Annotated in this window: 8 protein-coding genes; all 8 read left to right on the top strand. The window is 66.2% G+C overall.

The genetic code is table 11. The features are described from left to right. Positions 1-40 precede the first annotated feature (40 nt). The 8 genes from HZF03_RS18995 to HZF03_RS18960 all read left to right on the top strand — a co-directional run bounded on the left by HZF03_RS18995 (position 41) and on the right by HZF03_RS18960 (position 12,995). Entirely contained in the window at positions 41-1,126 is a 1,086-nt protein-coding gene (locus HZF03_RS18995) for a malate/lactate/ureidoglycolate dehydrogenase (protein ID WP_119018029.1), read from the top strand. A gap of 183 nt (positions 1,127-1,309) precedes the next feature. Beyond that, positions 1,310-2,086 (top strand): HpcH/HpaI aldolase family protein, encoded by a 777-nt coding sequence (locus HZF03_RS18990; RefSeq protein WP_104512650.1) that lies wholly within the window; start codon positions 1,310-1,312, stop codon positions 2,084-2,086. 305 nt (positions 2,087-2,391) lie between these two features. After that, entirely contained in the window at positions 2,392-5,733 is a 3,342-nt protein-coding gene (locus tag HZF03_RS18985; protein ID WP_119018058.1) for a transglutaminase family protein, read from the top strand. A 25-nt stretch (positions 5,734-5,758) separates the two neighbouring features. Next, on the top strand, positions 5,759-8,260 hold the full coding sequence (locus HZF03_RS18980; protein WP_119018028.1) for a circularly permuted type 2 ATP-grasp protein: 2,502 nt from the start codon (positions 5,759-5,761) through the stop codon (positions 8,258-8,260). Continuing rightward, on the top strand, positions 8,257-9,135 hold the full coding sequence (locus HZF03_RS18975) for a transglutaminase family protein (RefSeq protein ID WP_011159290.1): 879 nt from the start codon (positions 8,257-8,259) through the stop codon (positions 9,133-9,135). Before HZF03_RS18980 ends, HZF03_RS18975 begins: the two co-directional genes overlap by 4 nt. A 203-nt stretch (positions 9,136-9,338) precedes the next feature. Beyond that, entirely contained in the window at positions 9,339-9,794 is a 456-nt protein-coding gene (locus tag HZF03_RS18970; protein WP_119018027.1) for a cache domain-containing protein, read from the top strand. A gap of 53 nt (positions 9,795-9,847) precedes the next feature. Next, positions 9,848-11,551: a methyl-accepting chemotaxis protein gene (locus HZF03_RS18965; RefSeq protein WP_119018026.1), complete on the top strand. Its 1,704-nt coding sequence runs from the start codon at positions 9,848-9,850 to the stop codon at positions 11,549-11,551. A 61-nt stretch (positions 11,552-11,612) separates the two neighbouring features. Beyond that, positions 11,613-12,995, top strand: coding sequence for an ethanolamine ammonia-lyase subunit EutB (locus HZF03_RS18960; protein WP_119018025.1), 1,383 nt, complete (start codon positions 11,613-11,615; stop codon positions 12,993-12,995). Positions 12,996-13,197 lie beyond the last annotated feature (202 nt).

The following is a 13,197-nucleotide window of genomic DNA, read 5'->3' as shown; positions in this document are numbered from 1 at the left end:
CCCAACAGCAGATGACCGCTGGCCGCAGGAGTGCGCCGACATGGTGACGGTGCAGGTCGATCGGCTGATCGATTTCGTCGCCCAGGTGTTTGAGCGTGCGGGCTCGTCCAAGGAAGAGGCGCGGCGGATCGGCTCGTATCTCACCACCGCTAATCTCACAGGCCACGACAGCCACGGCGTCATCCGCGTGCCGGTCTACATCCGCTGGCGCAACGCCGGCGCGGTGCATCCGGACCAGACCGTCGACGTCCCGGTCGATCTGCCGTCGCTCGCAGTGGTCGACGGCAAGTTCGGCTACGGCCAGACTGTGGGCCCGCAGGCGGTGCGGATCGGCATCGACAAGTGCAAGGCGCAGGGGCTGTCGGCGGTGGCGCTGAAGAACGCCGGTCACATCGGCCGGATCGGAGACTGGGCCGAGATGGCCGCCGCTGAAGGCTTGGTCTCGATTCACTTCGTCACCGCGGCGGGCTCGATCCTGGTCGCGCCGTTCGGCGGCGTTGAACGCCGATTGTCCACTGCGCCTTATTGCGTCGGCATCCCGCGCCCGGACGCGCCGCCGGTGGTGCTCGATCTTGCCACCTCGATCGTCGCCGAAGGCAAGGTGCTGGTCGCGGCGCGCGGCGGCAAGAAGCTGCCGCAAGGCGCGCTGATCAATGCCGACGGCTCTTTGAGCGAAGATCCGGCGACGCTGTACGGCCCGCACGAGAAGGACGGCCCGATCAACCACGCCAACGGCCGAGGGGCGATCCGCGCTTTCGGCGAACACAAGGGCTCGGGGCTGGCGCTGATCTGCGAACTGCTCGGCGGCGCGCTCACCGGCAACGGCGCCACCGGCCCAGACCGGCCATTCGCCAACGGCATGTTCTCGATCTATGTCGATCCGAAGCGCATCGATCCGGCGCACGTCTTCGATGCCGAAGTCACCCGCTACATCGACTTCTTCAAAAGCTCCAAGACGGTCGCCGGCGTCGATCAGGTGTTGATCCCCGGCGATCCCGAAACCGCCACCCGCGCCGAGCGGACCAGGAACGGCGTTCCGCTCCCCGATGACACCTGGGCCGCCATCGTCGCCACCGCGCGCGAAGTCGGCGTCGACGAAGCCGCGATCCAGGCGGCGACGGCGTGAGGCGATCGCAACAATTCCGATCGTCATGCGCGGGCTTGACCCGCGCATCCATCCTTCTTCGTGACGATGGATCGCCGGGCCTTCGCCGCGCCGAAGGGGCTTCGGCCCCGCAGGCGGGGCAAGCCCGGCGATGACGCCGTGTACTAGTAATTTAGTCAATCTGATAGCGCGCAAGGACTGACAATGGCAAACAAGGTGAAACAACTCTGGGCCGACGGCAAAGTCGTGGTCAATGGCTGGCTGGCGATTCCGTCGGGGTTCTCGGCCGAGGTGATGGCACAGTGCGGGTTCGACAGCGTCACGGTCGATATCCAGCACGGCGTGCAGGACTATCAATCGATGGTCACCTGTTTCCAGGCGATGCAGGCGCATCCGGTGACGCCGATGGTGCGGGTGCCGTGGAACGAGCCGGGCATCATCGGCAAGGTGCTGGACGGCGGCGCCTACGGGGTGATCTGCCCGATGGTGAATACCAAGGAGGAAGCTGAAAACTTCGTCCAGTATTGCAAGTACCCGCCGCGCGGCACCCGCAGTAACGGTCCGATCCGTGCCGGTCTCTACGGCTCGTCCGGAAACTATCAGGCGACCGCGAACGACGAGACGCTGTGCATCCCGATGATCGAGACCCGCACCGCGGTCGAGAACATGGAGGCGATCCTCGACGTCGAAGGCATTGCCGGCGTGTATATCGGGCCCAGCGATCTCGGCTTCTCCTACGGCCTGGTGCCGAAGCTCGACCGCGACGAGCCGGAGATCCTGAAGATCTACGACAAGCTGCTCAAGGAATGCGACAAGCGCGGCCTGTATCCGGGCATCCATTGCTCCGGCCCGGAAGGCGCCGCCCGCAACATCGCGCTCGGCTTCAAACTGGTGACGCTGCTCAACGACAGCGGCATCATGGCGATCGGCGCCCGCAGCTGGGTCGCCGAGACGCGGAAAAACTCGGGCGGCAAGGCGTGAAGAACCGTCGTCATTCCGGGGCGCGCGAAGCGCGAGCCCGGAATCCATAACCTCCGCCGGGAATATGGATTCCGGGCCTGCGCCCAAGAGGGCGCATCCCGGAATGACGAACGAGAGATTCTGCAAGGAGCGTTGCAGAGAAAGCTTCGATTCGGTGCGAGACTGGGTCGCCCGTCTGCGCGGGCGATGACGACCCTCTACGCAGCCGGGCTCCGCCCCATACTTAAGCAGCCCTTGCCCTTTGTTAGCGCTTGATCGCCCCGAGCTCCGGTGTTCTGCTCAAATTCAATGCCGGAGCTGCCCTTGTGTCGATCTATGTCGCCCTTCATCACGTCACGCATTACAAATACGACCGTCTGGTCGACATCGGTCCTCAGACCATCCGGCTGCGTCCGGCGCCGCATACGCGGACGCCGATTCTGTCGTATTCGCTGAAGGTCACGCCGGCGAACCACTTCATCAATTGGCAGCAGGACCCGCAGGGCAACTGGCTGGCGCGGTTCGTGTTTCCTGAGAAGGCGGACGAACTCAAGATCGAGGTCGATTTCACCGCGGCGATGACGGTGATCAACCCGTTCGACTTCTTCGTCGAGAGCTACGCCGAGAGCTTCCCGTTCTCATATACCGGCGACCTGCAGCACGAGCTGGCGCCATATCTGGCGACGACCGAGCCGGGGCCGCTGTTCAAAGCCTATCTCGATTCGATTCCGCGTGAAGCGGAAAGCACCGTCAACTTCCTGGTCGACCTCAACGCCAAACTGCGCGAGCGGGTCAACTACATCATCCGGATGGAACCGGGGGTGCAGACGCCAGAGGAGACGCTGGCCAAAGGCGCCGGCTCGTGCCGCGACTCGGCGTGGCTGCTGATCCAGACGCTGCGGCATCTCGGTCTCGCGGCGCGGTTCGTGTCCGGTTACTTGATCCAGCTTCGCCCCGACATCGAGTCGCTCGACGGCCCGAAGGGCGCCACGCACGACTTCACCGATCTGCACGCCTGGGCCGAAGTGTACCTGCCCGGCGCCGGCTGGGTCGGCTTCGACGTGACTTCGGGATTGCTTGCGGGCGAGGGCCACATCCCGGTCGCCGCCACGCCGCATTATCGCACGGCGGCGCCGATATCCGGTGTGGTCGGCTTCGCCAATGTCGATTTCAAATTCGACATGCGGGTCGAGCGCATCCGCGAAGCGCCGCGGATCACCATGCCGTTCTCCGACGAATCCTGGGCGAGGCTGGATGCGCTCGGCGAAAAGGTCGATGCCGATCTGGTCGCGCACGACGTGCGGCTGACGATGGGCGGCGAGCCGACCTTCGTGTCGATCGACGATCTGGAATCGCCGGAGTGGAACGTCGCCGCGGTCGGCGGCGCCAAGCGGATGCTGGCGGACGATCTGATCCGGCGCCTGCGCACGCGGTTCGCACCCGGCGGCCTGCTGCATTTCGGCCAGGGCAAATGGTATCCGGGCGAAAGCCTGCCGCGCTGGGCCTTCGGTCTGTATTGGCGCAAGGACGGCGTGCCGATCTGGAACAATGCGGATCTGATCGCGCCGGTGGTCGGCCAGCGGCCGGCGAAGGTCGAGGAAGCCGAGCAGTTCGCGATCGGCACCGCGAAGCGGCTCGGCATCGACACCGACTACGTGCTGCCGGCCTATGAGGATCCGAACCACTGGCTGCAGAAGGAAGCCGCGCTGCCGCCGAATGTCGATCCGCAGGATAACAAGCTGTCCGATCCGGAAGAGCGTGCCCGGATGGCGCGGGTGTTCGACACTGGGTTGAATACGCCGCGCGGTTTCGTGCTGCCGATCCAGGCGTGGAATGCGGAAGCGACGCCGGCGCAGAAGAAGCGTTGGCGCAGCGAGCGCTGGAAACTGCGGCGAGGCAATCTGTTCCTGCTGCCGGGCGACTCGCCGCTCGGCTTCCGGCTGCCGATTTCGTCGCTGCCGCACATTCCGGAAGACGACTATCCGTTCATCGTGCCGCGCGATCCCTTGGAGCCGCGCGGCGCGCTGCCGCTGTTCGCGCCGCCGCCGGCGAACGATGCCGATCCCGAGCGCGAGCAGATGCCGGTGTTCGAACAGTCGGCGGGCGAGGCGACGACAAGTCAGCCGGTCGAGGAGCAGAAGCTGCGCAAAGGAGGCGTGCGCACCGCGATGTCGATCGAGCTGCGCGAGGGCGTGCTCTGCGCCTTCATGCCGCCGACCGAAACCATCGAGGATTATCTCGAACTGATTGCCGCGGTCGAAGCCACCGCCGAAGAGATGCAGATCCGGGTCCACATCGAAGGCTATCCGCCGCCTTACGATCCGCGCATCGATGTCATCAAGGTGACGCCCGACCCCGGCGTGATCGAAGTCAACATTCAGCCGGCCTCGAGCTGGCGCGAGGCTGTGCGGACAACCTTCGGCCTGTATGAGGACGCCGCGCAGGTGCGGCTCGGCGCCAACCGCTTCCTGATCGACGGCCGCCACACCGGCACCGGCGGCGGCAACCACGTCGTGGTCGGCGGCGCCAGCCCCGCGGACTCTCCGTTCTTGAGAAGGCCGGATCTGCTCAAGAGTCTGGTGCTGTTCTGGCAGCGGCATCCGTCGCTGTCCTATCTGTTCTCCGGGATGTTCATCGGCCCGACCAGCCAGGCGCCGCGGATCGACGAGGCGCGGCACGATTCGCTGTATGAACTCGAAATCGCGCTGAACCAGGTGCCGCCGCCGGGCGTCAAGGGCCCGCTGTGGCTCGCCGACCGGCTGTTCCGCAACATCCTGGTCGATATCACCGGCAACACCCATCGCGCCGAGATCTGCATCGACAAGATGTACTCGCCGGATAGTCCGACCGGGCGTCTCGGCCTGGTCGAATTCCGCGCGCTCGAGATGCCGCCCGATCCGCGGATGTCGCTCGCGCAGCAGCTTCTGATCCGCGCGCTGATCGCGATGCTGTGGCGCGAGCCGCTCTCCGGCAAGTTCGTCCGCTGGGGCACGGCGCTGCACGACCGCTTCATGCTGCCGCATTATTTGTGGGAGGATTTTCGCGACGTGCTCGGCGAGTTGGCGCGCGCCGGCTATGCGTTCGAGCCGGAATGGTTCACCGCGCAGCTCGAGTTTCGTTTTCCCGTGTTCGGCAGCGTGTATCACGGCGGTGTCACATTGGAGGTGCGGCAGGCGTTGGAGCCGTGGCACGTGCTGGGCGAAGAGGGGACCGCGGGCGGTACGGTGCGCTTTGTCGATTCCTCGGTCGAGCGGCTACAGGTCAAGGCCGAGGGCTTCGTCGAGGGCCGCCACGTCATCACCTGCAACGGCCGCCGGCTGCCGATGACGGCGACCGCGCGCTCCGGCGAAGCGGTGGCGGCGGTGCGGTTCAAGGCGTGGCAGCCGGCCTCAGGGCTGCATCCGACCATTCCGGTGCACGCGCCGCTGGTGTTCGACATCGTCGACACCTGGAACGGCCGCTCGCTCGGCGGCTGCGTCTATCACGTCGCCCATCCGGGCGGCCGCGCCTACGAGACCAAGCCGGTGAACTCGTACGAAGCCGAGGCCCGGCGGCTGGCCCGGTTCCAGGATCACGGCCACACCCCGGGCCGGATCGATCCGCCGCATGAAGAACGCACACTTGAATTCCCGCTGACCCTCGACTTGCGCACGCCACTGCTGCATTGAATCATTCCGTATGGGGGATGAGATAATGGCGCAGCAAGGCGGCCCGGCCCGGAAGGCTCGACCGCGTGACCGCAAGGTTGCGCAATGGAGCCGGGATTATGTGCGCCTGCCCGGTATCCCCGATGAATTCATCGGCGCCGACGGCCAGCCGCGCGCGGTGTGGAGTCGTTATTTCGACGCGTTCGCAGCTTTGTCGACCGACGAGATCGAGCGCCGCTTCGCCGCCGCCGACCGGCATCTGCGCGATGCCGGCGTCACCTATCGGGCGCCGGGCGACGCCGTGGATCGTGCCTGGCCGCTCAGCCACGTCCCGCTGCTGATCGGCGAGAGCGAGTGGCAACAGATCGCCGCCGGCATCGCCCAGCGCGCGACGCTGCTGGAAGGCGTGCTGCAGGACATCTACGGCGACGGCCGATTGATCGCTGACGGCGCGCTGCCGGCCGCCGCGATCGCCGGCAGCGCCGATTACTTGCGGCCGATGGTCGGAGTGAAGCCGCCCGGCGGCCGCTATCTGCACTTCTATGCCGCCGACATCGGCCGCGGCCCGGACGGGCAGTGGTGGGTGCTCGGCGATCGCACCCAGGCGCCGTCCGGCGCCGGCTACGCGCTGGAAAACCGCCTGGTGCTGTCGCGCGCCTTCAACGATCTCTACAAATCGATGAATGTCGAGCGCGTCGCCTCGTTCTTCGAAGCGTTCCGCGACAGCCTGCGCGCCACGGCCGATCGCGACGAACCGCGCATTGGCTTGCTGACGCCGGGCCGGTTCAGCGAGACGTATTTCGAGCACGCAACATTGGCGCGCTATCTCGGCTTCCTGCTGGTGGAAGGCGACGACCTCGCGGTCGCCGATGATCGTCTGCATATCCGCACCGTCGCCGGCCTGAAGCGGATCGACGTGCTGCTGCGCCGGGTCGATGCCAATTCGCTCGATCCGCTGGAGCTCGATGCTTCGTCGCAGCTCGGCGTCGCCGGCCTGATCGACGTGATCCGCAAGAGCGGCGTCGTGGTTGCCAACATGCCGGGCTCCGGCGTGCTCGAAGCGCGCTCGCTGCTCGGCTTCCTGCCGCCGCTGGCGCGCCGGCTGCTCGGCGAAGACCTCAAGATGCCGCACATCGCCACCTGGTGGTGCGGCCAAACGGCGGCGCGCGAGGAAGTGCTCGACCGGCTCGATGAGTTCGTCATCGAAGGCGCGTACGGCCAGAACGTGCCGGGCTTCTCGCATCACGGCCCGGTGCTGCCCGGCGAATTGCCGCCGGTGGTGCGCGATCATTTGCGCGATGCGATCGCGGCGCGCGGGCTCGATTACGTCGCGCAGGAGCAGGTCCGGCTGTCGACCACGCCGGTGTGGGACGACGGCAAGCTGGCGCCACGGCCGTTCGTGCTGCGCGTGTTCGCCGCCGCGACCGAAAACGGCTGGGCGGTGATGCCCGGCGGCTTCTGCCGGATCGCCGACAGGCTCGACTCGCGCGCGGTGTCGATGGGCGAGGGCGCCCGGGCCGCTGACGTCTGGGTGGTGGCCGATCATGCGGTGGCGCCGTCGTCGCTGCTGCCTGCGGTTGACAGCGTGCGTATCCGGCGCATCACCGGCGTGCTGCCGAGCCGCGCCGCCGACAATCTGTTCTGGCTCGGCCGCTATCTCGAACGCGCCGAGGCGACGCTGCGGCTGCTGCGCGCGCTCAGCGCGCCGCAGCGCGATCCCGGCAAGGGGCCGCTGCACCACGCCATCGAGAAGATCCAGCGGCTGCTGATCGCCTGGGGCGCGACCTCGCTCGGCCCGCGTGCGCAGACCGCCAAGATCGCCGCCGATGCGCTGCAAAGCCCGGATGAATTCGGCTCGGCGCTGTCGCTGATCCGCGCCGCCCAGCGCAACGCTTCGTCGCTGCGCGAACGGCTGTCGCCGGATGCCTGGCACGTCATCACCCAGATGGAGGCGAGGCTCGCCGTCCCGGTCGAGGGCGAAGAAGCGGTGGTTCAGGCTGCGGAAGTCGCGCTTCAGGAGTTGGCAAGCTTCTCCGGCCTGTCGAACGAAAACATGAACCGCGCCGCCGGCTGGCGCTTCCTGCGGATCGGTCGCCGTGTCGAGCGCGCCGTCAACACCGCACGCTTCGCCCGGCAGTTCTCCTGCGACGGCGCCACCGCCGAAGACCTCGACGTGCTGCTGACGCTGGTGGATTCGCAGATCACCTATCGGTCGCGCTATCTGTTGGCGCCGCTGCTGGCGCCGGTGCGCGATCTCGCTGTGCTCGATCCTTACAATCCGCGCTCGGTGGCGTTCCAGGTCGAAGAGCTCAGCGATCACGTCGCCAGCCTGCCGGCGCTGCATGAGGGCGGCCTGATCGAGCGGCCGCAGCGGCTGGCGGTCTCCACTTTGGCCAAACTGACAGCGGCTGAAGTCGAGACGATCGATGCGTCGTGGTTGTTCGCGCTGGAACAGGATCTGCTCAGCCTCGCCGAGGCCGTCGGTTCGCACTACTTCCCGCACGGCGCCAGCGCGATGCGGCCGGAAAAGCTGATGGGGCTGGCGTGATCTACGACATTCGCCACGTCACGACCTATTCTTACGGCAGCCAGGTGAGTTTCGCCCGCTGCTCGCTGCGGCTGAAGCCGATCTCAGAGCCCGGCCAGTCGCTGCTGTCGCATGCAATCGAGATCAAGCCGAGGCCGGCGGCCCGCACCGCCCGCACCGACTTCTTCGGCACGGTCACCGAGAGCATCGTGATCGAGGCACCACACAAGCTGCTGCGGATCGACAGCCGGTCACGGGTCGAAGTGACGCGGCAGCCGCCGCCGCGCGACTCCGGCAGCCAGCCCTGGGAACCGGTCCGTGATGCGGCGCTCACCAGCCCGAGCCTCGGCGCGTCCTCTCCGGTCGGCTACGTGTTTTCCAGCCCGCTGGTGCCGATCCTGCCGGCGGTGACCCGCTACGCGGCGCAGAGCTTCCCGCACGGCCGTGGCGTGCTCGCCGGCACCGCCGAACTGATGCGGCGGATCCGCACCGAATTCCGCTACGATCCCAAGGCGACGGTGATTTCGACTCCGCTGGCCGAAGTGTTCGAGAAGCGCCACGGGGTTTGCCAGGACTTTGCGCATGTGATGATCGCCGGCCTGCGCGGTCTCGGTCTGCCTGCTGCCTATGTCAGCGGTTATTTGCGGACCTATCCGCCCGAGGGGCAGGAACGGCTACAGGGCGCCGATGCGACCCACGCCTGGGTCTCGGTGTGGTGCGGCAACGAACTCGGCTGGATCGGCTTCGACCCCACCAATGACCTGCTGGTCGGAACCGACCATATCGTCCTGGCGGTCGGCCGGGATTTCTCGGACGTTTCTCCGGTCGACGGCGTCATCGTCGGTTCCCGCCGGCAGAAACTCTCGGTGGCGGTCGACGTCATTCCGGTCGAGTAGCGTACCGGACAGCCGCAGAGCGCCTCTGGCGTCCGTCTGCGGAGCTGCGCAAGCCGAGAATTAGTTCCAGCCGTTTAGTTATCAGTTCACCAGTTGGATGCCTGGTAACAACCCTAGGGCGGTGCTTAACTCAACATTCGCGTTTGCTCGTCAACGTGGCGGCGCTCCCGAGCCTGAAGCATTTTCCGAGGAGGAGATTTCCCATGAGCCACAAGATGATCGCCGTCGCGGTTGCCGCCGCGCTGGCGTTCGCTGCTGCCCCGGCGCTTGCCGGCGCCAGCAAGGACGATGCCGTCGCGATGGTCAAGAAGGCCGTCGAGGCGATCAAGGCCGATGGCGCCGACAAGACCTATGTGGTGATCAGCGACAAGACCGGCCCGTTCGTGAAAGACGACCTCTACGTCGTGGTCTATCAGCTCGACGGCAAGGTCCTTGCGCACGGCGCCAACGCCAAGTTCATCGGCAAGGACATGATCGACGCGCAGGACGTCGACGGCAAGCTCTACGTCAAGGAGCGGGTCGAGATGGCCGCCAAGCAGCCGTCGTTCTGGCAGGACTACAAGTTCGTCAATCCGGTCAGCAAGAAGGTCGAACCGAAGGAAATGTACTGCGAGCGGCTCGACAACACCGCAGTTTGCGCCGGCGTCTACAAACTCTGACGGCAGCGCGTCGCACCGTCGAACGCTGTTGAGTGGAAATCAGGACGTTGCAGATGGGAAGCTGGATCAAAAAACTCGGATTGTCGTGGAAGGTCCAGCTCGCCCCTGCATTCCTCGTTCTGGTGATGATCGGCATCGGCGCCTTCGCGCTGGTGTCGCTGCGCGACAATCAGCAGAACGTCGACAAGCTCGTGTCGGGGCCGGTGCGGCTCTCTGAACTCGCCTCCGACCTCAACAACGCCGCCTGGACCGCGCACGCCAAGCTGTATCGGATGGCGGCGACTGCCGCCAACGAGACCGATGCGGCCAAGCTCACCAAGGTGATGAAGGAAACTACCGCGGCGTTGGCGCAGATCCCGGCCTCGCTCGGCGAAGTCGAAAAGGCGCTCGGCGCCGACGCCGCCAAGCCGCCGTTCCAGAAGCTCAAGGCCGCGGTCGTAGGCTATCAGAAGCAGGCCAAGAACGCGGTCGAGATGGCCGATGGCGACGCCGGCTCGGCGCTCCTGTTCATCAAGAGCGCCGAGAAGAGTTTTACCGATATCGACTCATTGGTGAGCGACCTGATCCTGGCGACCAACGACAGCCGCGATCGCGAGATCGCCCACACCGGCATTGCGCTTGAACGCGAGCAATGGATGCTCGGCGGCATCGTGGCGGCCGCCGCGCTGGTCGGCATCGCGTTCTCGTTTCTGATCGGCCGCGGCATCGCCCGCCCGGTGGTGGCGATGTCCGGCGCAATGCGTGATCTTGCGGCCGGCAATTTCGGGGTGCAGTTGCCGGGGCTCGACCGCGGCGACGAGGTCGGCCAGATGGCGCGTGCGGTCGAAGAGTTCAAAGTGCAGGCGGTGGCCAAGGCCGAACGCGAGCAGGCCGAACGCCAGCGCCAGGAGCAGATCGCCGCTGAATCGCGCCGCGCCGAGCTGCATCAGCTTGCCGATGGTTTCGAGGCCGCGGTCGGTCAGATCGTCGAACAGGTCGGCGTTGCCTCGCAAGCGCTCGAAGCCTCCGCCGGCGCGCTCGCCAAGGGCAGCGCTGAGACCCAGCAGCTCGCCACCATGGTGGCGGCAGCCTCATCGCAGACCTCAACCAATGTACAATCGGTGGCGTCTGCAACCGAGCAGATGTCCGCGTCGGTCGAAGAGATCGGCCGCCAGGTCAGCGAGTCGCGCAAGATCGCGGACGAAGCGGTGCAGCAGGCCGAACAGACCGACGCGCGGATCGCCAAGTTGGCGCAGGCCGCCAACCGGATCGGCGACGTGACCCAGTTGATCACCACCATTGCCGGTCAGACCAATCTGCTCGCACTCAACGCCACCATCGAGTCCGCCCGTGCCGGCGAGGCGGGGCGCGGTTTCGCCGTGGTGGCGCAGGAGGTCAAGGCACTGGCGGAGCAGACCGCGAAAGCCACTGACGAAATCAGCGCGCAGATTGCCGAGATGCAGGCCGCGACCCGGGAGTCGGTGGACGCCATCAAGGAGATCGGCGGTACCATCGGCAAGATCGCTCATATCTCGTCGACCATCGCGGCGTCTGTCGGCGAGCAGGGTAGCGCCACCCAGGAGATCGCCCGCAGCGTGCAGCAGGCGGCGATCGGCACCAATCAGGTTGCGGCCAGCATCGGCAACGTCAATCGCGGCGCCGCCGACACCGGCGCGGCGTCGGACGAGGTCCTGACCTCGGCGCAGTTGCTGTCCCAGGAAAACAACCGGCTGCGCGCCGAGGTGGCTAAATTTCTCGCAACCGTGCGGGTCGCCTGACGCGCACGCCTTTGCTACCCTCCGGCCTGCTCTGCGATCGCAGCACCGTGCCGGGGACGCCATGATCTATCGCCACAGCATCGGCAACGTCTCGTTCGTGTTCGATGACCTGCGCGACCTGCTCGCCAAGGCGAGCCCGCCGCGCTCCGGCGATCGCCTCGCCGGAATCGCGGCTGACAGCGCCGAGCAGATGGTGGCGGCGCGGATGGCGCTGGCGAACCTGCCGCTGCGGCAATTTCTCTCCGAAATGGTGATCCCGTACGAAGCCGACGAGGTGACGCGGCTGATCGCGGACCGTCATGACGCAGCGGCGTTCGCGCCTGTGGCCTCGCTCACCGTCGGCGGCTTCCGCGACTGGCTGCTGTCGGACGCCGCGACGCCTGTGGCGCTGGCTGCGCTGGCGCCGGGCCTGACGCCCGAGATGGTCGCCGCGGTGTCGAAGCTGATGCGCAATCAGGATCTGATCCTGGTGGCGAAGAAGTGCAGCGTGGTCACCCGCTTCCGCAACACCATCGGATTGCCTGGGCGGATGAGTGTGCGGCTGCAGCCCAACCATCCTTTCGATGATGCCCGCGGTATCACCGCGTCGATTATCGATGGCCTGCTGCTTGGTGCCGGCGACGCCTGCATCGGCATCAATCCGGCGAGCGACGATCCGGCGGTGCTCGGCCAATTGGTGCGGCTGCTCGACGACATCATCGCGCACCTGGCAATTCCGACCCAGGGTTGCGTGCTGACCCACGTCACCACCACGCTGCGCCTGATCGAGCAGGGCGCGCCGGTCGATCTGACGTTCCAGTCGATCGCCGGCACAGAAGCCGCCAACCGCAGCTTCGGCATCGATCTGGCGCTGCTCGCCGAAGCCCATCAGGCGACGCTGGCGCAGAAGCGCGGCACGGTCGGCGACAACGTGATGTATTTCGAGACCGGGCAGGGCTCGGCGCTGTCGGCGAATGCGCATCACGGCGTCGATCAGCAGACCTGCGAGGCACGGGCCTATGCGGTGGCGCGGGCATTCTCTCCGTTGCTGGTCAACAGCGTGGTCGGCTTCATCGGTCCGGAATATCTGTACGACGGCAAGCAGATCGTGCGCGCTGGCCTCGAGGATCATTTCTGCGGCAAGCTGCTTGGCCTGCCGCTCGGGGTCGACATCTGCTACACCAACCATGCCGAAGCGGATCAGGACGACATGGACACGCTGCTCACGCTGCTCGCAGCTGCCGGCGTCAATTTCATCATGGGTGTGCCGGGCGCCGACGACGTGATGCTGAACTACCAGTCGACCTCGTTTCACGATGCGTTGTACGTCCGCGATCTGTTCGGCCTGAAGCGCGCGCCGGAGTTCGACGATTGGCTTGTCCGTGCCGGTTTTTCCGGTTCCGATCACCGCCCGCTGACGGATGGTGCCCTGCTGCCGGAAATCGCGGCGCGGCTGATCGCCTGACCGTCCCTTCGATGCGAAAACCCATCAAAGAAACTCTGGCCGCTCCAGTGTGGTCGTGATTAGATCGCGGATCACGGTCGCGATCGGGCGGGATTTTTGCAGCCGTGGGGAACCGGTCGCGAGTCGCGAAGTTGTATTGAACTTGCCGTTTTTGGGGCCGGTGATCGAACCCTGCGGGCGATCGCCGCAACGAACTCGGACA

The organism is Rhodopseudomonas palustris, assembly GCF_013415845.1.
GTDB lineage: Bacteria > Pseudomonadota > Alphaproteobacteria > Rhizobiales > Xanthobacteraceae > Rhodopseudomonas > Rhodopseudomonas palustris_F.
The sequence above is the reverse complement of the archived record's forward strand: the minus strand, read 5'-3'. Positions and strand labels throughout refer to the sequence as shown.

Coding starts and splice junctions, on each gene's coding strand:
- HZF03_RS18970 (WP_119018027.1), top strand. CDS start 9,339: ATGAGCCACAAGATGATCGCCGTCGCGGTTGCCGCCGCGCTGGCGTTC.
- HZF03_RS18980 (WP_119018028.1), top strand. CDS start 5,759: ATGGCGCAGCAAGGCGGCCCGGCCCGGAAGGCTCGACCGCGTGACCGC.
- HZF03_RS18965 (WP_119018026.1), top strand. CDS start 9,848: ATGGGAAGCTGGATCAAAAAACTCGGATTGTCGTGGAAGGTCCAGCTC.
- HZF03_RS18990 (WP_104512650.1), top strand. CDS start 1,310: ATGGCAAACAAGGTGAAACAACTCTGGGCCGACGGCAAAGTCGTGGTC.
- HZF03_RS18995 (WP_119018029.1), top strand. CDS start 41: ATGGTGACGGTGCAGGTCGATCGGCTGATCGATTTCGTCGCCCAGGTG.
- HZF03_RS18960 (WP_119018025.1), top strand. CDS start 11,613: ATGATCTATCGCCACAGCATCGGCAACGTCTCGTTCGTGTTCGATGAC.